Source organism: Vibrio sp. 1F169 (assembly GCF_041439605.1).
Lineage (GTDB): Bacteria > Pseudomonadota > Gammaproteobacteria > Enterobacterales > Vibrionaceae > Vibrio > Vibrio tasmaniensis_A.
The window spans coordinates 39,671-60,916 of record NZ_JBGOOI010000010.1; the positions used below are offsets into that span (position 1 = coordinate 39,671).

The window sequence follows — 21,246 nt, forward strand, 5'->3', positions numbered from 1 at the left end:
CTACATTTTCGAAAATAAACTCCACAAACTAAAAAGCCCCAATACACTTTTGACTAGAAAGAAAAAAGTTATATTGGGGCTTTTTTTACTTGTCCCTTATCTTAAAATTAAGGAACCTGTAAATTAATTAAGAGCTGGATTACTCAGCGTCTTCTTGCTCTTCTTCACGAGCTTTTGCGCGTGCTTCACGTGCTTGCTCAGCTTTAAGCTCTTTAGTATGACGTAGTTCGTCACGCTCTTTACGCTGCTCTGATTTACGCTCGTTACGTTCAGCTTGGTTTGCGATGAAAGATGCTAGCTCTTTCTCTGCCCACTCTTGTGCTAGAGCTTCAGTTTCAAAACCAGACTCACGCTTAGATACTGTTGTGCTGCGAGACGTTACTTGACGAGTAATCTCTGCACACCAACCGTTGCGTTTTTCTGTAAGGCGGATATCAAATTTTTTGTTCTTAGACATGTTCTATTTTTTCCTAAGGGAGATCATTAAGGGATCGGTCAACTTTGATAACTCCATCTAAGTGAGCATCTTTTAACACCATCCCTTGGTAAGCGCGGTATTAGAGCACAAATCAATGAATATTGCTGCAAATATTTGCAGCGGATCACACTCCAGTGCTGTAAATCGTGTGTGCCGGATTTCAATGGGTTCGTAACTCTCCGATTCACCATCAACTTCTATGCTATTTTATCGACAACAATGAAATGAACGGTTCTCAAACAGAGACAAATTAAAGCGATAACTAGCTGCGATCAAAAAGGGAAGCTCAGTGCTTCCCTTTAAAAATGTGTTAGAAAATCAATACGCTTACCCCGGATGACCATCCACTCTTGGTGTTAACAGCATCATGCCAAACTTCCAGATAAACAGACCAAACGCCAACGTCCATAAACCCGCGCTGATGTTGACCATCTCAAATAAGTAAGCAGGGAAGAAAGTGACACCTAAACTACGAACTAATGCCGCGATAAAGATAGCCGAGAACGCCAGCGCCATACTTGGCCCTTTATAGATAGCACGGCCTGTGTGTCCCATGGTGACACGTGTGATCATCGCAAGAATGAGCCCGCTCAAACCGCCAATCGCAAACAGGTGCAGCATGTTATGGCTTGCAAATGGGTTATCTAACAAGCCTCTTAGCAACAAGCTCAAAGGAATACACAAATAAGCCGCATGCAGTGACCACACCAAAGGCTCAGACAACGTTGTCCAAGGCTTCCAACGAACAAAACGCACCAACTGAATCACACCTGCAAACACCATCAACTCATTGCCCACTTGAGCAAAGGTCAACGGGAAGAAGCTCAGCACAAACAATCCAACCAAAGGCAGGTTCGCTAGCCATTCCAACCAAACCAGTGGTTGTGCTTTTTCAAAGTCAAAACGACGGGCCGTGAAGAACGGGATAACTCGTCCACCCATTACGGATAATAGCAAGGTAAACCACCATAACATTGCGTGCCATACTGCAGACGATGGGAATGGAGGCATGCCTTTAATCGTCGCGTAACTAGCAAAGTTGGCGACGATAGCCAATATAAACAGCGGCACAAAAAACAAGTTCTTCCAGCCTTTCGATTTCACGACACGGAAACCAATCTCGTAAGCGGCAAAGATCAAGAACAACGCTTCAACCGATGAGATTAACCACAATGGCGCCGGTGTCCAAAATAGAATACGAGGTGCGAGCCACAAACCAACGAGCGCTGCTAATCGATAATGTTTAGTTCCGTTGACTCCCGTCCACGTTTGCACCGCAGTCAGAACAAAACCAACCACAATCGCCATAGAAAAACCAAACAGCATTTCATGTACATGCCACCAAAGCGCGGGGACTTTTAACACTTCAGGCTGACCATTTTGGAACATGACAACCCAAGCGACGATAGCAATCACGGCATAGAGACTGCCAAGAAAGAAGAAAGGTCTAAAACCTAAACGAAGATAAGCTGGAATCGCATCTTCTACGCTTTTATCTGTGATATTTAACAAACTCATTCCTCATTTCAGATAACAAGCCAAGTGTGGCTTATATTGAATTGCTACCAATAGCCAAATTCAAGGTGCAGTAATCATCACCGCAATATTGCCTAACACAAAGCATGAAACGCGCCAAAGATATAAAACCAATAAAAACAAGCAACAAGGTGTATTTAGAGAACAAAAAAGTGTCAATTAAACACACCACAAAAAGTCATTTAGACTCGAATATGTGTAAAATAAAAACTACTGACATTTGATGAAGCCAAACATATAGTAAGACTAGTCTCAAATACAAAAGAACAGACAGGGAACGCGATGTATATTTTTGGTTATGGTAGCTTGATCAACTCCTCTTCTCGTCAACTCACAGGTCAAACAGGACAAGCTATTCCTGCGATAGTGCACGGCCTAGTGCGTCACTGGAGTAAAATCGACGACAGCTATGTTTTGTCACCGTTGATCGTCAATCTTGGTGAGGGACAAGTGAATGGTGTTTTGCTTGAGGTCGATGATGTTGCGTTGGCTGAATTTGATCGTCGTGAACGCGGTTATCACCGAATCGAATTGAAAGCCGATCAGATAGAGAGCCAAACTGACTTTATAACGGATCAATCGATCTGGGTATACATCAAAGACGAGATTGAAGCGCCTTGTGAAAACAGCCCTATCGTTCAAACCTATGTTGATACTGTCATGGCAGGATGTTTAGAGGTGTCTGAAAGCTTTGCTGCGCACTTTGTGGAACATACACAAGGTTGGCACCATCCATTAGAAAATGATCGCCACCAGCCGAAATACGGCAACCTTGCTGGGGTTTCTGATCACCACCACAGTGTGATTGATGGCTTGATACTGACCGTTCGTAGCTAGTTGATACTCATAATTTGTCGGTCTACATAGCTCGTTGCTCTTAGTCAGTTAACTCGACCGTTAACTGTTCTAAATCGGGGTTAAACAACTCAAACCTGTAAACACCTAAGAGATTAGAGCTAACTTAGAACAAAAGAAAAAGCGCTAAGGGGAGCTAGCGCTTTTAAGACCAACTAAGTCCGTTTAGCCTGGTAGTTTTTTCAGCTATATCATTAGGATATAATCAATTTTTTTACTTAGGTAAATCAAAAAGCCTATTCTTTACGACTGCTTTTAGTCGTAAATTAAGTATAGTCGGGTTCTTATAATAATCCGGATTTTTCTAAAAATAATTCGCATAAAATTGATGACCGAACAACTGCTGCAACTATGCAGCAACCACAGATGAAACGGCTTGTGTAAAAAGCTTTCTAAGTAGCTTATTTTTATCATCTAAATGCTTAGCCTTGCGATAGATGAGCTGTATATCAAAATCAGGCACATCGATAGGTGGCTCCACTGCTACCACGGTATCTTGGTCTTGAGTATCATTGCGTGCCACCAGTTTGGGGACGATACACAATAACTCCCTACCTCTTATCAAACGTTTTACTGTTAAAAAATTACTTGAAGATATAGCGACTTTTCGACTGAAACCTAGCTCAGCCAATCGAATATCAACACCTGTTTTTAGAGCCCCCGCAGGAGAAACCAATGCATGTTCTACAGACACAAACTGATCTAAAGACATTGGTTGTTCAATAGATAAAACCGACTGATCGAACAAACACACATGTTGCTCTGTATACAAATGCTTGGTTCGATAAGGCTTTGGTACCTCACCAAAACTGCCGATCGCCATATCAAGCTTGGCGTCTTCAAATACTTGCTGATAGTTACTCCGGTTTACATTGAACAGCACGACTTGCGAATTAGGAGAGGATTGCTTGATGAGGTCAAACAATGCTGGCGCGAACATCTGCTCAGCATAATCGGTAAGACCAATCTTCCAAGTCCCTTTATAAGTCGCGGCATCAAACGATTTAGACAGTAACACCTCTGACTGGATGGTATTGAGCAGAGCTTCTACCGTACTGGACAGTTCAATGGCTCGATCGGTCGCCTCCATCTTGCTACCGACACGCTCAAACAGAGGGTCATCAAACAACTTTCGTAGCCTTTGTAAACTATGACTCATCGCAGACTGGCTGACATAACAACGTTCAGCCGCTTTGCTCACACTGTTCGTTTTATACAGTGCCTGTAGTGCAATCAATAAGTTAAGGTCAATTCCTTTCCAGTTAAAATCAGCCACAAATCAATCCCATATCATTCATAGTTATAATTAAAACAATTAATTTGAATCATAGTTCAACTCCACCTAAATTACGCTAAACATTTATCTGGAATCGATCATGCTTTCAATTTTTAAAACCTTTTTCTGGCTTGGCTGGATTAGCTTCGGTGGACCAGCGGCACACATTGGCTACTTCCGTAAAACCTTTGTTGAGAAACTGAATTGGTTATCCGACGAAGAGTACGGGCAAATTGTCGCCCTCAGTCAATTTCTTCCGGGTCCAGGCTCAAGTCAGGTTGGCTTCGCGGTTGGTTACAAAAAAGGTGGCTTAACCGGTGCGATTGCCGCATTTGTCGGTTTCACCTCCCCTTCTGTCATCCTAATGTTGATATTGGCCTTAGTGAGCAACCAGTTGTTGGAAGCACCGCTTTTCATTTCAATCATCCACGGACTTAAGCTACTCGCGGTCGTGGTTGTAGCTGACGCCACTTTCGGCATGTACAAAAACTTTTGCCAATCAAAGATGGCAACAGCACTGTGTGTGATCACCGCGATTGTTCTACTTTTGATTCCAGGGATCTGGCCTCAAGTCTTAGTACTCCTATTTGCAGCGATGGTTGGCAGTAAGTTCTTAACCTCGCAAGACTTAAAAACAACGCCTTCGACACATAAGATATCCATAACACCGCTAGTGATTTTTGTAGCACTACTGATTGGTTTACCTCTATTCAGTGCTTACTCTCAAGGCATTGAAGTATTTGGCTTGTTCTACCAAGCAGGCAGCTTGGTATTCGGTGGCGGGCACGTGGTTCTTCCTCTGCTACAAAATGGTATTGGTGATCAACTGTCCCAAGATACCTTCCTAACAGGCTATGCCGCTGCGCAAGCTGTACCTGGCCCAATGTTTACATTAGCCACTTATCTAGGCTATGTGTTGATGCCATCGGCACCGATTACAGGTGCACTGCTCGCAACAGTTGCGGTGTTCTTACCGGGTTTCTTATTGCTACTGGCTGTACTGAAGAATTGGCAGGCGATTGCAAGCAAGCCTTTGGTGGCAGGTGCGCTTACCGGTGTGAATGCAGCAGTTGTTGGTCTATTGCTTGCGGCCCTGTATCAACCCATCTTCACAAGCGCAGTGAGCAGCGGCATAGACTTCGCTCTGATCATTGTTGGTGTGTGGTTATTAAAAACCGTAAAGGTCCCGATTGTAGGGTTAGTGGGTGTGTTTATGTTGTTTGGCGCAATTACAGGTTTGGCGATCTAAGCTATCAATTAATAGACAGACAAATAAGAAGTGAGAGGTTTGATCGCTTACTTCTTGTTTTCCCGCTCTTCTTTCAAAAACTAAAAGCATCTTTTACTTCCTATAGTGGTTTAACCCCGTGGAAGTTAAAGAACAAATTGCAATCAATAAGCGGTACAAAGCTCAGCGGCCAAAATGATTTTTGGTGTTCAGGAAGGTAATACCTTAAGAAAGCGATTAAGTTATTACATGGATTGACATGCTCTCTCGCCATAATGTAATCGTAATGCCACCCCTTCTGTAAGGCGTGTTTTCTTGTCGTCATATAACGGCCTATTTTCCAAGCGACCCCAGGATCGGTAGGAATCAAAATAGACAGAGTGCCTCCAGGCTTTAACACTCGTAACCACTCTTTGATCACCAAATGAGGCTCGTATAGGTGCTCCAATATATGAGTTGCGATCACGCGCTCGAAGCTATTGCTTTCAAAATCTAACTCACAAGCATTAGTTACGTTAAAAGTGAGTTTGTCATAAGAATTGATACGACTGAGTTGCTCTTTTGCCACCTCAAGAGCCGCAGCATCGCCATCACTCACGATATACTCGTCAAAGGTGTGTTTGACGTGCAGCAAGTGTTCACCTGTACCGGAGCCCACTTCTAACACTCTCGAAAAGTGTTCACTTTCACCAAATGGCTTTTCACATGCTATGTGGCCAGCTCTCATCACATAACCCGTTGTATTGCCGTTATAAACTCGCTCATCATATTCGTCACTGAAACGGGACAAATAATCGATCCACTCTTTGTCTTCATCCTTGCTTGTTCTCATGCTTGATTCCTATTCAGATAGCGTTTTATCACTCGTTCTTAATATAGAAAGAATCCTCATCTCTCGCCTACCTCGTGATACGTTGTCGAGTATCAACCCACAGAAAAAAGACATCACCGCTATCAACGCAATTGAGCTAGACAAAATCGCAGTAGGCACCCTTTCGACGAGCCCAGTATCGATGAAGTCGATGATAACGGGGATTCCTAAAACCAATGAAATGAAGCAAAGCAACATAGACAACACGCCAAAGAAAAACATTGGCTTTACATCTCTCAATAAGAACAAAATGAAATTGAGAATTTTGAGCCCATCACTAAAGGTATTCAATTTACTGGCTGTGCCTTCAGGCCTTGATTGATATTGCGTCGAAACTTCTTTGATTGGCATATTATGATGTAGCGCATGAACGGTAAGCTCTGTTTCTATTTGGAAGCCATCACTGAAAATGGGTACGGTTTTGACAAATCGATGGCTCATAATTCGATAACCAGAAAACACATCACTCAATTGAGCATTGAATGCTAAATTAATCAGCGATGAAAACAGCTTATTTCCTAGGATATGCCCTTTGGGATAAGCCATTGAAGCTCGCTCTCGACTTCCAATAATCATATCGAGTTTTTCATTATCCAATTGTTCGATCAGCGCAGGGCATATTGACGCATCGTAAGTGTCATCACCATCAGCCATCACATAGATATCAGCATCAATATCAGAGAACATTCTCCTGACAACCTCCCCTTTACCTTGGCGAGGCTCATGTCGAACAATAGCCCCAGCTTTCAAGGCCTCGTTTACCGTGTTGTCGGTTGAGTTGTTGTCATACACATAAATAGACGCATCAGGTAAAGCCTGCTTAAAAGACATAACTGTCTTTCCGATAGCACCCGCTTCATTAAAACATGGGAGTAATACTGCAACTTTTATACTATTCATAAACTCTCCCTAACCCTAAATATTCGGTAGCCATCAGGAACATCGTCATATATGGTCTCCAACCAGCTGGGAACATTTGAGCTGTATAATTTGTTTATAAGAGCCTCTTCACTTGCTGATTTTTTCAAAACCATTAAATGGGCGTCATTTCCTATAACAATATAATCAATGTTCTTAGCTTGGATTTCGTCCTTGGCTAAACTCATATCCCCCTCTAACATAACCTCTATAAGAAATTGATTACCAACGATATTTCTATGATAAGGAGCTGCAATTATGCGGTTATTAGTGCGGGCCAACACAGGTGCTCCCGTCTCAATTCCTGTTAGAATAACCTTTGATTCGATGCCCTTTTCTTCCAATACTCTAAATAGAGTTTTCTTGTCATTTTCAATTGTATTTCGTTCAAAATCATCATTACCAACCGCTATCACTAGAAATGCCATTACTAATGGAGCTCCTAATAATATAATCAACACTTTAAATATTGAATATTTTACAAACTCAGACAACCTTATAACTACATAAGCCTGAAAAGGGCTTGATAAAATAAAACATAATCTTATCACCCTAACCTGCCAGAATATGGCAAGGAATAAATTCAATACGAAAATAATATACAAGATTGTACAATGATGATTATTAACTCTAAAAAAAGGATACAATAAAGCAGGGATGACCAGTAACACATAATTATCAATAGATAATAATCCATTCTCACTTATATACTGAAAAATTGATTTAGCTTCAGAAACATGGTCAAGCCAATAAGTCTGAAGTATAGGTGGATAATCGACAAACAAAGCACTGGTAATATTTGGATATAACAAAGCTACTGGAGTCACATATCCAACACCCAATATAGCAAACACAAATGAACGCAACCCAAAAGGCCAACTATCAAATTTAAACCAATTGTAATTATTAACAAAAGCCCAACCAACAAAAAACAAAACCACAATAACAAATGACACTTCATCGTACTTAAAATCAAAGAACTCATTATAAGGTCTGTTTAATAAAACGGAGATAACAACTGAAACACAGCAGAACAGATATAGCCTTGATACATAAACAAACCAACTCTTGCTAACAAAAAAACAATACACAGTGTAGACGATAAAAAAAATCGCAAACAAAAGGATATTGTCTAACCCAGTCCATAACGACAATGCCAATAGAATAGATTGAGCATACACTCGCCATAATTGATTAATTTGACTTACAGTTATAGGTGTTAGAGATAGGAACAAGATAGCCAAAATAAGCTGAATATTATGATGATCTATGGAGCCAGGAATAAAATGCATAACCGATGGGGAAAACAGAGCAAACATCATGCTCAAAAACCGATAGCGCTCTCCGAAGTAGTGGTTACATAAATAGAAGCATGACAGTGAATAGAGGAGTAGATAAAGCAAAGGTACAATAGAAATAGACAGTGAATAAGCGGTACTTTCATCCACAACAAACAATAAAGGATACGCAATAACAGAAAGTATCAGATCGGGGAATCGGGACCAATGGATAACAATACCATCAGCGGCATTGAAATTATCCATTGGTTTTAGATACCAACGCCCACTATTCATCCAATCTTGAAATTGAACAAAGCGCATGTAATCGTCATTATCATTTAAAACCAGTGTTGAGATACTCTCCCATTTATAGAAAAATATCGCAGTCGCACACAGCAGCCAAACAACAGAAATAATGATGATATCTTTATTAAAACTTTCACTCTTAGGCAAGATGAATATCCTTTTCATTAACCCAAAGATAATAATTTAAGTCGTTACTGCTCCATCTCTCTTACCTCAGATAACGCTCTATTTAAGTTGTCATTCGCCACTTTATAATAAGATGCTTTTTTATCGATAGCTTGTTGTAGATAGGGAATGGCTTCGTCAGGATTACCCTGCAAAATTAAAAAATAACCGACATTATTCAAAGCTTCAGGAGCTTCCATGTGTCTCATAAAAACGTTGGTTGCCTTTTTGATATCCCCGGCAGCCAAGTAAATAAGCGCAAGGTTGTTTTGAGCCTTTTCATTATTAGGTTCTATCTCTAAAGCCGAACGAGTGTATTGATACGCTTCCTTGTAATTGCCATACATGTAGTGGGAGTACCCCATATTCAACAAAGCTTTAACTGAACTTTTGTCTATTGTCAGTGATTTTTTAAAGTACTCTTGCGCTATCTGGTGTTTTCCATCGACATCTTCCAGCACACCTATCCCCATGAAAGCTAATTCGGGAGACATGCTATCAACCTTCAAACCAGCCACTTCACTTTGACTTAAGGCTTGGTAATTTTTAATTGTTTCACTACTTTTTAAACGAACTTGATCTGCATTAATCGCTTTAAAGAAATAACTCCGCCCTTCCTCTTTGCGACGCTGCTTTGTATACAAAACACCTAATTGCTCTAGGACTTCGGTATGTGCAGGGTTAAAATCTAATGCTGCTAAATAAGCTTTCTCGGATAGTGCATAGTTACCACGAGATGAATGAATTTGGCCTATCGTAAAAAGCGTTTTATCGTGAAACTCTTTCTCAGGAAAGGATAGAGAGCGAATATATTCATAAAGGGCCAAATCGATATTGTTATCCCTCAATGCTACATCACCACGCATAATGGCTTCTTTCTCACTCAGTGGAGGGTCATCACTGCTTAAGGTATCGATTGGTTTACCTGAATACAACTCTGCATCAAATTGGTTTGTCGGCTCATCCGAGGATGCACAACCAAGAATAACGAACACTAATAAAGCTAGAAAATATCTACTCACTCGTATCATAAACTTACTCCTGGTGCACCAAGTGCATCAATAACAATAATGATCCCAGGCCCTAACGCGACAATAAAAAAGCAAGGCCAAATAAACAACAACATAGGGAACAACATTTTAGTCGGTATCTTGGCCGCGATTTCTTCAGCAGCTTGCTGACGCTTATCTCGAAAATCTACCGTATAATCACGAAGAGTCTGCGCTAAGCTTCCCCCCATTCTAGACGCATGAGAAAGCAAAGAAACCAACCCCTCTAATTCGACTAGCCCCGTCCGGTCAATGAACTGCCTTAGCGCATCTGGCATGGTGACACCTGCTTGTATCTTGGCAAAAACAGTCTCCAATTCATCGGCTAACTCTGGCTGAGAAACATAAAGCTCAGAAGCAACTCGTCCAAGTGCTGCATTAAAGCCTAGACCAGATTCCGTACAAACTACAAGAAGATCAAGAGCATCTGGTACACCATTTCTAATTTTCTTCTGTCGCTCTTTTTGCAACTTGCTCAAGATAATATTGGGAGTGAAAGTCCCAAGAAAGACGCAGGTCATGATCAATAAATTATTGTAGCTACCACCGAATGAGATGTAATAAACCATAAAGCCCGCGATGATACCGACCAAACTCGATAACACTTTCAATGCATAAAAAACCGATAACGCATTTTTTTCATGAAAGCCTGCATGCATCAACTTTTGTGAGTAGGTTTCATTATCCTTTTTATTACCTTTACTAATAAAAGGACTTAGTGATTCCAACGTATTAGAGAAATCATAAGGCTTTCTATTATTGGGTGAACCCGTTTCTGATATCTGTTTGAGCTTTTTATCTAAAGGGGATCGGGTTCCCAAAATAAACAACCCTAGAGTCAATGTTAACAAAATGGTGGTAAGCAAAATCATTACGTAGATAACCATCTGAGAGCTGACTCCAAAGTCCGCTAACATTTGCTTCCAAACTTCAATGTTTAATAATTCCATAGGTTAAATCTCTATGCTGATGATTCGCTTAATCCATAGGGCTCCAATCGCTAAAAGTACGATACCAACACTGACCATTGAAACGCCGCGAGGGTCATTATAAAGCGGCTCAATATAATCTGGATTCGCCACTTTCAAAGCAAAAAACAAACCAAATGGGGATAAGGTTAATATCCATGCTGATAGCCGACTTTCAGCAGAAAGCGTTTTTATTTTCCTTTCTAACTTAAAGCGAGATCTGAGAACTTCGGATACTTTTTGAAGATTTTCGGAGAGGTTACCCCCTGTTTCTTTTTGCAACATTACCGCACTAGAAAAAGCTAACATTGATACGGTGGGGACACGCTCAGCCATCTGTAAAATAGCCAAACGTAAATCGTAACCATAGTTAAGTAGGTTATAGGTATTTTTAAACTCGGCACCGATAGGGTCAGGGAGTTCTTCACCAACCTCATTGAATGATTGAATTAGCGGCTGCCCAGCTTGTAATGCTCGTCGAATAATATCCAACGCTTCAGGGAGCTGCTCTTCAAATCGAGCCATTCGATAACTCACTCGATTTTGCACATACAGGTAAGCAACAACCCAGACAGCAATGAATGCAGTTAGGCTAATGAACCACTCTTGTTGAGTCATTATTGATATCAGAGTGAGCGACACACCGCATAGAGCAACAATGAGTAAAAAGCGACTTAGCGAAACTCTAATACCGGCTAACTCCAACATCCGTTTTAAGCCAGCAAAATAAGGGATAACGATGAGCTTGCGATCTAATGGGGATAAGTCTTTATTATAATGCTCTTTGAGTAGCGATAAGCTCTCTTCATCGATATTACGTTGGGTCTCTTTCAAACGTCGAGAAAGCTCTTTATGCTTAGCTTTTTTCCCCGCAGCAGGCAATAACAAAGCTTGGGAGATAAAAAGCACCGCGATGAATAATAGGCCGAGTGAAACACTTACATTATCCATAATCTCTCCTTAACCATGAGTCTCAGTGAAGAGCTCGAAAGGCAGATCGAGTCCACGTTTAACTAACTGGTCATGATATTGAGGTACGACCCCCGTCGCAGTGAAATAGCCGATAATATTGCCATCTTCATCAATACCTTTACGTTGAAAACGGAAAATTTCCGACATGGTAATCACCTCCCCCTCCATGCCGTTGATCTCTTGAATGCTCACCATACGGCGCTTACCATCTTCTTGTCGCTCCATTTGAACAACAAGGTGGATAGCCGAAGCAATTTGGGCTCTTAAGTTTTTGGTTGAAATGTTCCAACCAGCCATAGAGAACATGTTTTCAACACGGCTTAAGGCATCTCGGGGGGTATTGGCGTGAATAGTTGCAAGAGACCCATCGTGACCAGTATTCATTGCCGCCAACATATCAACGGCTTCGCTACCACGCACCTCACCAACCACAATTCGGTCTGGTCGCATACGTAAGGTGTTTTTGACCAACTCTCTCTGACTAATCTCCCCTTTCCCTTCTAAGTTAGCAGGGCGGGTTTCTAGGCGAATAACATGGGGCTGTTGAAGTTGTAACTCTGCAGAGTCTTCTATAGTAATGATTCGTTGGTCTCGAGGGATGAAACCAGAAAAGATATTCAGTGTGGTTGTTTTCCCTGACCCCGTCCCTCCTGAAATCAAGATATTAAGTTCTCCTTTCACGGCAGCTTCGACAAACTTAGCCATTTGAGGCGAGACGGAGTCGTAGCTAATCAAGTTATCCATCGTCAAACGATCAACGGCAAAACGACGGATTGAAACGGAAGGACCATCAAGAGCCAAAGGAGGAATAATGGCGTTAACACGTGACCCATCAACTAAGCGCGCATCTACCATAGGTGATGCTTCATCTATCCGACGCCCTACCTGACTTACTATGCGATCAATAATGTTTCTCAGGTGACGGTCATCCAGAAAAGTGTATGGCGTTTTTTCGAGTTTACCCCTTCGCTCAACGTAAACACTTTTAGGGCCGTTGACTAATATATCGGAGACCGTTTGATCGGCTAATAGAGGCTCAAGCGGCCCAAGGCCAAAAACCTCATCTTCTATCTGCTTGATCACCCGCTTACGCCCTTCGGCACTGAGTGCATGGCTCCCATCGTCAGCCATCAATTGTACGATGGCTTCATGTAGGTCTAGCTTAGCTCGCTCTTTTTCCAAGCTTGAAAGCAACCCTAAGTCTAACGTTTCAAGGAGCTGCTTATGGAAAAAGTGTTTAATTGATAGCTCTTGCTCGAGAACTTTCCGAGCCTCATCAATCGCCTTTTCTTTTTCTACATGAGCTTCTGCACTGCGAGAGTGGCTAGACACCTCAACGCTTGATAAACGTTCAACAGGATTGGCATCTTCTGAATCATGCGAAATCTGTTCTACTCTTTTTTCAAACTCTGGATTTACATTTTTTCGTTTAAAGAACATCACAATCCCTCGCGTTTACTTTTTATCAACCCATTATGAAAACAGCTTTTTCAGCCACCCTTTCTCTTCCTGCTCTGGTGGTGAAAGAATGTGTGACAAATCGATAATAGAGCGAGTAATAGAACTTTTCTTTCTCGACTGAACTAGCGGTTGCCCCAAGTTGGCACTCTCTAATGCAACTTTGAAATCATTAGGCATAAGGTGTATGTCATGCTTACCTACCGCCTGTTCAATATCTTTTAATTTAATTGAGTGTCGCTTTTCATAACGGTTCAGAATGACCTCAATAGAATCACTTTGTAAGCCATACTCAAATTTCAGAGACTTAATGAGTCGACTTGTGTTTTTGACTGACACTAGGCTCTGTTGCAAAACAAGAAGCACCTTTGTTGCTGGTGATATTGCGGATGCAAACACATGGTCTAATCCTCTAGAGAGGTCAATGATCACATATGGGTAAAAACGGCGTAATATAGGAAGCAATCGGCCTATTTTCTGTGCCTGTTCAAAGTCATCAGCATTGTTCTCATGCTTAAAGCTTAGAACATGTAAGCCAGATTCGTGCTTATTTACCAAAGTTCCCAACGATATTTCATCTAGGTCATTCGAACTATTGATCGCATCCGAAACACTATAAGTAGGAACAATATTTAAATAATCAGGAATCACACCAAATTGAAGGTCGATATCAAGTAACAAAACCTCACCGGGGTGCTGACTGGCCATCTCAATAGCGGTATTCAACGCCAAGGTGGTCGCCCCCATTCCCCCCTTGGTGTTTAAAAACAGAATAAACTCACCGTAGCTTGAGTTCTCAAGCTTTTCGGCCGCCGTTTTCTTGAGCAGTGGGAGCAAATCAGAAAGCGTCACGTTGTGAGATAAGAAATCAGAAGCCCCTAGACGCAGCGCGATTTTTAATGAGCCATTGTCACTTTCATCACCGAGTACAACTAAAGATAAATCTTGTTCTTCTAGCGATAGATCATAACCCTGTAGCTCAACCATTTTTTGAGCCCAGTTGCCATGTGCTTCAACAAAAATAAGTTCTGGAACATCGGCACTTTTTAAGTACTCCTCACTCATTGCTCCGAGAGAAAATGATGTCACATGCACATTTCGACATTTCTTCAGCTCTTGGCTCATGTGTGAGAGAAAACCCTCAGTACTGTAGATCAACCAGACTTTTAGGTTTGTTCTCAAACGCGTAATATCGTTCTCATTAGGCGTGATTTTGATCGCTTCCCCCATACCGCTACTCCTGTATAAAATAACTTATGGACACCGATTCCGAGTTTCGGAGTCCGCCCTTACCACACCTAAACTTTCTGCAGGTAAGATGGTTTCAAATGAGGGAGCAGCCAAGTAACCACTCGTACCTAAAAAACTCAAATTATCAATTAATTGAATTCCGTACCCTGTCGCTCGTGCCCTTACAAATTTAATGCTACTAAAGACAGGATCCGTATCATAACCAGATGTAATTTCATTCCCACTCACATCTAAATATGCAACTTCCAAATTCGCCGCGGTAAAACCAACAAGAGGGAGATCAGCAACAACCATTCCCGCGATATTGTCCCTATCAGCAACGTAGCAAACCGTGGCTAACCTTGCTGCCTTTCTGGTCGCTTCACTGACCATTTGAAGCGAAAATATGTAAGCACCCAGCGCTAAAATAAGGAAGACCAAGAGAAAGACTAGCCAAGACACTATGGTAAATTCGATAATAGCGATGCCTTTAATACGCCCTTTGTACCGTTTCATCACAACACCCTCATTATCGAAGAGACACTAATCGGAATAGAAAAGCTCGCCGAAGAAAACGGGATCGACACAAAGTGAGGAATATAATTGTAGGTCACACTCACACGTACATAGCTATCTGTATTCGGTGGGCTAATTGTCACGTCAGAAACAACTAAATTCGACAATATCGCCGTTCCAGCTGTGTTTTGACCATAAACCACCACATTCTGTATTTCTGACGACGGAGCCAGCGTTCCACCTTTGGTTCCATAGACTTCACTAACCGCATAGCGGGCGCCATTTTGAACGGATTTAGATATCACATTGTAGTGAATCATCATATTGCCCAGTTCAAGCACTAATATAAGGAAGAACAGCAATACAGGAGTCGCGATTACCATCTCGATAGCAGCAAAGCCACGATTAGATTTAATTAAAGGTTTCATAATCAAGACTCCCCACTATCAGGATCCTTATACAAAACAATCTTATAAGTTCCTTCCGTTGTTGATTCTGTACTACCTGAACCACCAACCACACTACAGGAGTGAATGAACTCACCAAAGACGGCTGGTGTACCTGAGTTATTAGTTGGTGCTTTTTGCAACAAGAAAAAACAACCAATTTTATTCACAGTAAAGTCAGTGGCACCACCACTTTTACCTGTGCAATCCACCATAGGTATCGGTAAAATACGACGCCAAGCGACACCATTTGCTGCGCACCCTGAACCATTACTTGCTATACATGCGTTGGTATCAGCTTCATATTGCGCGTAGGTATAAGTGCCATCAAAATCGATATCCCCTGTACTTGCATCAATCGTAATCTCATCGCTAGGCTCTGTAGTTATGTAGTCAGAAGGGTAATCTGATGCCGTTAAGCCACCACCATAATCGCCAAAACGAGTATTCAAGCCATCGCCTGTTGGGCCAACCGTGCCGCCAGGTTTGGTCGTGATATCTTCACCAATTTTAACGGGTTGGTCATAACTACCACCTAACCCCTCTTTTATAGCCTTACCACCAGACCCAAAGTCTAATAAATGATAATTACCGTTACCCATTTCAGATAAGCTACTGTCACCCACCTTCAATGCATGGACAGTCCCGACTTCATAACCAAACACGCTCGTTATTGCATCGCCAGTAACGTCATGATATCCATCTTCAGGATCGACGTCGTTGTCCGAAGTTCCGTCACCAATGCAAACCCCAATAGGCACAACGTTATTGACAACCTCTTGCCCGGAGCTTGGCCCAGCGACGGCACTTGCTGAAACCTCTTTTACTAGTCCAAACATTTGAATAAAGAACTCATCCATATCCAACGAATCTACTCGAACGCGTACATATACATCATCGTCATCACCGAAGGTGGCTGTTCCAGTAAAATCCTGAGGATCGTTAGAGTAATCAATGTTTATGGAAGCGGTGGTAAAATCAATCTCATGATTCCCTGTTGACGCTGCCATTGCATTTAACGCAGTGCCTATTTCAGCATCCACCGCATCTTTGTCTTTACTATTGTCCAGTATGGTTGCTGCAGCTAACGCCGCTGAATCTACGGCATTTTGTAAGCGTGTTTTATTAACCAGCATATGGTTAACATCTACAGCCAACGCTGACACAGCTAAGAAAACAAGCAGAGCAGCGGTAACTAATACGACAACTAAGCCTTGCTGTTTTCTGGGACTTTTTGATACTCGATACAACATATGAGTACCTCCAGATTTAGTTAAATTCTTCTAAGATCTGGCTACTACTTCCAGACAGTTCGTTTTCACCTCTGCCTACATATCTATCGTAACCAGTCTGCATCCGCTCCCCTGTACCATCCGGTACCACGAGTAAATTCTCTTGGGTCGCATTAGGGTTATACGTTTGTTCTGTTTTTACGAGTGCTACCGAATGCCCTAAACGAGCATCATTAGCACAGCCAACTAACACCATTACGAGAAAGACCATCATTATTCTAATCATATCTATCTCCTTATAAATCATGTCCAAATGAGCCTTCGCTACCACCATCTGTTGGTGATATTCCCTGTGAAGCTTGAGATTGCTCTGAATCCGATTCAGACGGTTCAGCGATATAAGCGCTTCGACCTAATAAGTAATATTCCAGATCATTCGGATCAACAAAGGCGTCTGTTGGTAACGTTACTTTACTTCGGTCAATAGGACTCGCAAGTCGAGGGGTGACAAGAATGACAAGTTCTGTTTCACCAGATACATACTCTTGACTATTAAAGAGTTGCCCTAAGATAGGGACATCACCAATACCCGGCATTTTGTTACTCACATCCCTAACATTCTCGCTGAGCAACCCAGCAATACCAATAGTTTGTCCGTCGGCTAGCTCAAGCGTCGATGACGCGCTTCGACGAGTAATTGGTGGGATAAAGTAGGTCGCATTGGTTGTTCCTGGGTCAATCGTTAACGAGCTGCTATTGGCAATTTCACTCACATCAACAGCCAAGTTTAGATTGATCTTTTTATCACTCAGAACCGTTGGGATAAATTTCAATCCAACTCCATACTCTTTATATTCAATCGTAATGCCATCTTCATCTGGCACAGGGATAGGGAATTCACCACCCGCTAAAAACTCAGCTTTGGAGCCACTTAATGCCGTTAAGTTAGGCTCAGCTAATACTTTCGCCACACCATTCTGTTTGGCTACATCCAGGGCGAATGTAAACAGGGTATTACTATCAATAAACGAGCCTAAAATGCCGTAATCAGTAGAGGTTGGAATATCAAAGATTGGCGTAGCCCCTAGAACACCAGCAGGAACTGACGACGCCCCCCAAGAAATATTCGATCCGCTCGTTTGGAAGAAGTGAAAGTTTGCATCAAATTTTCTCACCAAGCTTCTTTGAACCTCGGCAACCGTCACTTCCAACATAACTTGTTGAGCACCACCAATAGACATCAAGTTGATAACACCTGTCGCTGCAGCTTGCTCGCTACCACTTTCCTTCGATTCATCAGCCGTTTCACCCGAAGAGTAGGTTTCTGCTATTCGCATCGCTACATTCATTTGTTGCTGATTACTCACCTGCCCACTCAGCAGCAAGCGATTCTGGGCACTGTGCACCTCTATAGTTTCATCAGGAAGAAACTCATATAACTTCGCTTTTAAGCTATTAAGATCATGAGTGACTTCGATGTTGATCGATTCAATCAGCTGGCCACGGGAGTCCCACGCCATTAGGTTAGTAGCACCTAATTTTTTTCCGATTAAAAACAGCTCGCTCGATTTCAACATCACAATATCAAGTACATCAGGATCACCAAGCGACACTTTGCTCGCTTTCCCTGACAACACCACATGTGTTGATTTGTGATGAGGAACCGTTACCGTTTTACCCGTTTGTAGAGCAGCAAAGCTCAGTGTAGAGAAACAAACAAAGCTCAAAATACACGTTATTATTATTTTCATAACTCACCTCAATCCTTGACGCGAACACTAGATGCTTGAGTACCTTTAATGATCGTCACACTCGGCTTAGGTACGTATCGACGAACAACCTTTTTCTCAACTTCATGAGGGTTTCTCAGTGTCAGTTGAATACTGCCTTTACTCTTCGCTGTTAAAAGTTTTTCAGCATCTTTAGGTGAAACCTCTAATGTCACAGCTCGTACGATAATAGGACTGTTTTCATTCGTTTTTGCCGTTTGGTCTACTGCCAATACCTTGATATCTTTCAACACGGTACGAGTTGCTGCTGAGTTTTTGCTGTAAGAAACGGTGCTAAGTATGTCAACTTTATTACCTGGTAATAGAAAACCAGCCACACCAATAACATCATCCACTCGTATTGTTACCGCACGTTTATTCTCAGGTATTAATGCAGCAAGCGTTGAGCCTTCTCCTGGAATAGTAAAACGCATTTTATGAAGCACTTCTCCAGCATAAATAGTATTGGCCACCACTTTGCCAACCAATTCAGAAGCATCGGAAAAATTATTTTCATTAATCCAATCAACTTCCATCAACTTTGTCGCTAAGAACTGCTCCTCAATAATGGTTCCAGCTTCAATTTCTTGTGATGCCACCACGACTGGATGACGCTCCACAGTTTCAACTTCAACGGTTGGTTGAACTTGATCTTCCATCCACTGCTTAGCAAAAAATACAGCCGCTAAGCCAAATACTACGGACAGTAAAAACAGTAGGAAAACTTGACTCTTATTCATTATTTTCTTCCTCGTGTCCATCAGAGGTAAAATAGACTTCCCATGCCATGGAAAGAATATCGAAGGTAATAACAGGCGGGAGTTGTTCAAACGAAAGAATATCTTTGCTTATACCAACGAGATCTTTCGGTAAACATGGGAAAAGTGGCACCTTAAGAAGCGTGTGCATTTGAGACAAACGCTCAAAGAATCCATCTTGAAGCTCTACTTCTTTATCAGCAACGACGCTCATCCATAAAGCTTCATAGTCTCGTTGGTTAAGTGGCTTGAATTCAATCTTGTAACCTAAACGACGCAAAAAGGCAGGGTCGCTTATTTTCTTGGGATTTAGATTGGTAGAGAAGGCCAGCGTTAATACAAATGGCATCGTTATCTGCTGACCATTAGGCAGCGACAAATAATCGAATGAGTACTCCATCGGTACTATCCAACGATTAAGAAGCGCATCCACAGGCATGGGCTGACGACCAAGGTCATCAATGATAAAAATCCCATTGTTTGCCATCATTTGAACTGGAGCTAACCAGACTCGACTATTTTCTGAGTGATTGACTTCAAGCATATCCATCGTCAGTTCTCCCCCAACCTGGATATTGGGTCTTTCACAATTAAGCCAACGCTTGTCGTACTGATCTTTGAGGGAAATACTTTGATCGCTGCCGTTACTATCCAACGGCTTATGATGTTGCGCCGAGAACACCTTGATAATGTTACCCAGAGCATAGACGGCATAAGGGATAAATACAGAGGTATGTAAAGCATTCACAATACGGCTCGCAACAAATGTTTTACCCGTTCCTGCATGTCCATACAGCAACAAAGCACGTCCCGAATTGATTGCAGGCCCAAGTACTGAAATCATTTTGTCGACACCATATACATCATTCAGTGCCGCCTCGACATGTGGCCGAGTTACTAACTCAGCTCTCAAGTCTTGTTGTTTTACCACCTCACTATATTGGGTAAGCGAAACCGGTGCGGGGCCTAAATAGGCATCACGCTTGAAAGCAAGATCCGCTTCTTCAAGCCCTTTTTCTGATAGTGAATAACGAACATGACTATGTGACACAGATGAGAGGGAAATATCTGAAGTAGGCTGAAATACCTCGATTAATGACTTCTTTCTTAAAACGGCTAAAGCACTTTCCACGATATGAGTCACAACACATAAATAATTAGAAAGCTCTAAAACATCCGATTTTGGGTAAGCTGACAAATGCTTAAGTACGAGATTTTCAATAACGACTTCAGGAACACCCAACATATCAAGAGATGTAGGGACGATTGGGGCTGAAATTTGTGGCTTCAAGGTTGTTGGAGCAGTACGCCCTATAATATCCATATATTATGTCTCCCCACAAAGCTAACCAACAACAGATTTAAGTAAAGTAGCTATACATCGCTAACCCTATAACAACAGAAGGAGCAAAAGGCATCGTTACTTTATTTGAATACCGAGTATGTAAATTAGCTGTTTTATCAATGACTGGTGCAGCTCCACCAAGCACAATTATCTTATTTTCAAAATAGCTTTTAATACTAAAACAGCTCGAGTTGGACAGGTTGTATAGCAGGTAGAAAACCCCAACAACTCCAGAAGAAACCAAGATAAAGTACGATGCATCGAGTAATTGTCCCCACCCCAAATACATTCCTACAACACCTAATAACTTCACATCCCCTGCAGACATTGCTCTTAAAAAATAGAATAGCAATCCAAAACAAAAGAATACGACCGACCCAAATAAAGACATTAAGAAACTATCAAAGGTGTAATTGCTGTTGAACATTGATAAAAAATAGAAAAACAAAAAAAGAATCAATATTTTGTTTGGTATACGATGTTTCTCAACATCGTATACCGATACAGCAATTAGCAATGCCCAAAAAACAGAAGGCTCATTAATCATAATTTCAATTCATACGCTCGATATAATACTTTGAAATTTACTC

The 21,246-nt window shown here is 41.7% G+C and carries 21 protein-coding genes; 2 read left to right on the top strand and 19 right to left on the bottom strand.

Annotated features, from left to right (window positions below):
* Positions 1-139: 139 nt before the first annotated feature.
* Both ACED53_RS06390 and ACED53_RS06395 read right to left on the bottom strand, forming a co-directional pair.
* On the bottom strand, positions 140-457 hold the full coding sequence (locus tag ACED53_RS06390) for a DUF3622 domain-containing protein (RefSeq protein WP_009847480.1): 318 nt from the start codon (positions 455-457) through the stop codon (positions 140-142).
* Between the two features lie 348 nt (positions 458-805).
* On the bottom strand, positions 806-1,990 hold the full coding sequence (locus ACED53_RS06395) for an NnrS family protein (protein ID WP_029223096.1): 1,185 nt from the start codon (positions 1,988-1,990) through the stop codon (positions 806-808).
* A gap of 306 nt (positions 1,991-2,296) precedes the next feature.
* Here ACED53_RS06395 and ACED53_RS06400 point away from each other — a divergent pair, with 306 nt between their 5' ends.
* A complete protein-coding gene (locus tag ACED53_RS06400; RefSeq protein WP_017099525.1) occupies positions 2,297-2,851 on the top strand; it encodes a gamma-glutamylcyclotransferase family protein in 555 nt (184 codons plus the stop codon).
* A gap of 367 nt (positions 2,852-3,218) precedes the next feature.
* Here the strand turns inward: ACED53_RS06400 and ACED53_RS06405 are convergent, their stop codons facing one another.
* Positions 3,219-4,145, bottom strand: coding sequence for a LysR family transcriptional regulator (locus ACED53_RS06405; RefSeq protein WP_017099526.1), 927 nt, complete (start codon positions 4,143-4,145; stop codon positions 3,219-3,221).
* A 100-nt stretch (positions 4,146-4,245) separates the two neighbouring features.
* Here ACED53_RS06405 and chrA point away from each other — a divergent pair, with 100 nt between their 5' ends.
* Entirely contained in the window at positions 4,246-5,394 is a 1,149-nt protein-coding gene (chrA, locus tag ACED53_RS06410; protein ID WP_017096778.1) for a chromate efflux transporter, read from the top strand.
* A gap of 100 nt (positions 5,395-5,494) precedes the next feature.
* On the opposite strand, the gene ACED53_RS06415 is transcribed toward chrA, so the two are convergent.
* From ACED53_RS06415 to ACED53_RS06490, 16 genes are read right to left on the bottom strand one after another with little or no spacing between them, the layout of a single operon-like run.
* Positions 5,495-6,205, bottom strand: coding sequence for a class I SAM-dependent methyltransferase (locus tag ACED53_RS06415; protein ID WP_017099527.1), 711 nt, complete (start codon positions 6,203-6,205; stop codon positions 5,495-5,497).
* Between the two features lie 9 nt (positions 6,206-6,214).
* On the bottom strand, positions 6,215-7,144 hold the full coding sequence (locus ACED53_RS06420; protein WP_017099528.1) for a glycosyltransferase family 2 protein: 930 nt from the start codon (positions 7,142-7,144) through the stop codon (positions 6,215-6,217).
* Positions 7,141-8,913, bottom strand: a complete 1,773-nt coding sequence (locus tag ACED53_RS06425) for a hypothetical protein (RefSeq protein WP_102579749.1) — start codon at positions 8,911-8,913, stop codon at positions 7,141-7,143. The genes ACED53_RS06420 and ACED53_RS06425 overlap by 4 nt, the downstream gene beginning before the upstream one ends.
* A gap of 26 nt (positions 8,914-8,939) precedes the next feature.
* A complete protein-coding gene (locus ACED53_RS06430) occupies positions 8,940-9,944 on the bottom strand; it encodes a lipopolysaccharide assembly protein LapB (RefSeq protein ID WP_017099530.1) in 1,005 nt (334 codons plus the stop codon).
* Positions 9,941-10,912, bottom strand: coding sequence for a type II secretion system F family protein (locus tag ACED53_RS06435; RefSeq protein ID WP_012604666.1), 972 nt, complete (start codon positions 10,910-10,912; stop codon positions 9,941-9,943). Before ACED53_RS06435 ends, ACED53_RS06430 begins: the two co-directional genes overlap by 4 nt.
* 3 nt (positions 10,913-10,915) lie before the next feature.
* Positions 10,916-11,881, bottom strand: a complete 966-nt coding sequence (locus ACED53_RS06440; RefSeq protein ID WP_012604667.1) for a type II secretion system F family protein — start codon at positions 11,879-11,881, stop codon at positions 10,916-10,918.
* Positions 11,882-11,890: 9 nt separating this feature from the next.
* Positions 11,891-13,342: a CpaF family protein gene (locus ACED53_RS06445; RefSeq protein ID WP_029223095.1), complete on the bottom strand. Its 1,452-nt coding sequence runs from the start codon at positions 13,340-13,342 to the stop codon at positions 11,891-11,893.
* A gap of 33 nt (positions 13,343-13,375) precedes the next feature.
* Positions 13,376-14,590: an AAA family ATPase gene (locus tag ACED53_RS06450; RefSeq protein ID WP_012604669.1), complete on the bottom strand. Its 1,215-nt coding sequence runs from the start codon at positions 14,588-14,590 to the stop codon at positions 13,376-13,378.
* A 24-nt stretch (positions 14,591-14,614) separates the two neighbouring features.
* Complete coding sequence (locus ACED53_RS06455; protein ID WP_029223094.1) at positions 14,615-15,106, bottom strand: TadE/TadG family type IV pilus assembly protein; 492 nt, start codon at positions 15,104-15,106, stop codon at positions 14,615-14,617.
* Positions 15,106-15,534 (bottom strand): TadE/TadG family type IV pilus assembly protein, encoded by a 429-nt coding sequence (locus ACED53_RS06460; protein ID WP_029223093.1) that lies wholly within the window; start codon positions 15,532-15,534, stop codon positions 15,106-15,108. Before ACED53_RS06460 ends, ACED53_RS06455 begins: the two co-directional genes overlap by 1 nt.
* Positions 15,535-15,536: 2 nt before the next feature.
* Positions 15,537-16,805: a TadE/TadG family type IV pilus assembly protein gene (locus ACED53_RS06465; RefSeq protein WP_102579748.1), complete on the bottom strand. Its 1,269-nt coding sequence runs from the start codon at positions 16,803-16,805 to the stop codon at positions 15,537-15,539.
* 16 nt (positions 16,806-16,821) lie between these two features.
* Positions 16,822-17,091 carry a hypothetical protein gene (locus ACED53_RS06470; RefSeq protein WP_029223092.1) on the bottom strand — a complete coding sequence of 90 codons (270 nt, stop codon included), beginning with the start codon at positions 17,089-17,091 and terminating at the stop codon, positions 16,822-16,824.
* Positions 17,081-18,535, bottom strand: a complete 1,455-nt coding sequence (locus ACED53_RS06475) for a type II and III secretion system protein family protein (protein ID WP_012604674.1) — start codon at positions 18,533-18,535, stop codon at positions 17,081-17,083. Before ACED53_RS06475 ends, ACED53_RS06470 begins: the two co-directional genes overlap by 11 nt.
* A gap of 8 nt (positions 18,536-18,543) precedes the next feature.
* On the bottom strand, positions 18,544-19,293 hold the full coding sequence (cpaB, locus tag ACED53_RS06480) for a Flp pilus assembly protein CpaB (protein ID WP_017099533.1): 750 nt from the start codon (positions 19,291-19,293) through the stop codon (positions 18,544-18,546).
* Positions 19,286-20,635 carry an ATPase AAA gene (locus ACED53_RS06485; RefSeq protein WP_012604676.1) on the bottom strand — a complete coding sequence of 450 codons (1,350 nt, stop codon included), beginning with the start codon at positions 20,633-20,635 and terminating at the stop codon, positions 19,286-19,288. The genes cpaB and ACED53_RS06485 overlap by 8 nt, the downstream gene beginning before the upstream one ends.
* A gap of 37 nt (positions 20,636-20,672) precedes the next feature.
* Positions 20,673-21,203, bottom strand: a complete 531-nt coding sequence (locus ACED53_RS06490; protein WP_017096676.1) for a prepilin peptidase — start codon at positions 21,201-21,203, stop codon at positions 20,673-20,675.
* Between the last annotated feature and the right edge of the window lie 43 nt (positions 21,204-21,246).

Bases quoted from the DNA above. Each gene is read 5' to 3' on its own strand.
- ACED53_RS06390 (WP_009847480.1), bottom strand. From the start codon at position 457: ATGTCTAAGAACAAAAAATTTGATATCCGCCTTACAGAAAAACGCAAC.
- ACED53_RS06470 (WP_029223092.1), bottom strand. From the start codon at position 17,091: ATGATTTATAAGGAGATAGATATGATTAGAATAATGATGGTCTTTCTC.
- cpaB (WP_017099533.1), bottom strand. From the start codon at position 19,293: ATGAATAAGAGTCAAGTTTTCCTACTGTTTTTACTGTCCGTAGTATTT.
- ACED53_RS06475 (WP_012604674.1), bottom strand. From the start codon at position 18,535: ATGAAAATAATAATAACGTGTATTTTGAGCTTTGTTTGTTTCTCTACA.
- ACED53_RS06400 (WP_017099525.1), top strand. From the start codon at position 2,297: ATGTATATTTTTGGTTATGGTAGCTTGATCAACTCCTCTTCTCGTCAA.
- ACED53_RS06445 (WP_029223095.1), bottom strand. From the start codon at position 13,342: ATGTTCTTTAAACGAAAAAATGTAAATCCAGAGTTTGAAAAAAGAGTA.
- ACED53_RS06455 (WP_029223094.1), bottom strand. From the start codon at position 15,106: ATGAAACGGTACAAAGGGCGTATTAAAGGCATCGCTATTATCGAATTT.
- ACED53_RS06485 (WP_012604676.1), bottom strand. From the start codon at position 20,635: ATGGATATTATAGGGCGTACTGCTCCAACAACCTTGAAGCCACAAATT.
- ACED53_RS06420 (WP_017099528.1), bottom strand. From the start codon at position 7,144: ATGAATAGTATAAAAGTTGCAGTATTACTCCCATGTTTTAATGAAGCG.
- ACED53_RS06425 (WP_102579749.1), bottom strand. From the start codon at position 8,913: ATGAAAAGGATATTCATCTTGCCTAAGAGTGAAAGTTTTAATAAAGAT.
- ACED53_RS06490 (WP_017096676.1), bottom strand. From the start codon at position 21,203: ATGATTAATGAGCCTTCTGTTTTTTGGGCATTGCTAATTGCTGTATCG.
- ACED53_RS06440 (WP_012604667.1), bottom strand. From the start codon at position 11,881: ATGGATAATGTAAGTGTTTCACTCGGCCTATTATTCATCGCGGTGCTT.
- ACED53_RS06415 (WP_017099527.1), bottom strand. From the start codon at position 6,205: ATGAGAACAAGCAAGGATGAAGACAAAGAGTGGATCGATTATTTGTCC.
- ACED53_RS06450 (WP_012604669.1), bottom strand. From the start codon at position 14,590: ATGGGGGAAGCGATCAAAATCACGCCTAATGAGAACGATATTACGCGT.
- ACED53_RS06465 (WP_102579748.1), bottom strand. From the start codon at position 16,805: ATGTTGTATCGAGTATCAAAAAGTCCCAGAAAACAGCAAGGCTTAGTT.
- ACED53_RS06435 (WP_012604666.1), bottom strand. From the start codon at position 10,912: ATGGAATTATTAAACATTGAAGTTTGGAAGCAAATGTTAGCGGACTTT.
- ACED53_RS06460 (WP_029223093.1), bottom strand. From the start codon at position 15,534: ATGAAACCTTTAATTAAATCTAATCGTGGCTTTGCTGCTATCGAGATG.
- ACED53_RS06430 (WP_017099530.1), bottom strand. From the start codon at position 9,944: ATGATACGAGTGAGTAGATATTTTCTAGCTTTATTAGTGTTCGTTATT.
- chrA (WP_017096778.1), top strand. From the start codon at position 4,246: ATGCTTTCAATTTTTAAAACCTTTTTCTGGCTTGGCTGGATTAGCTTC.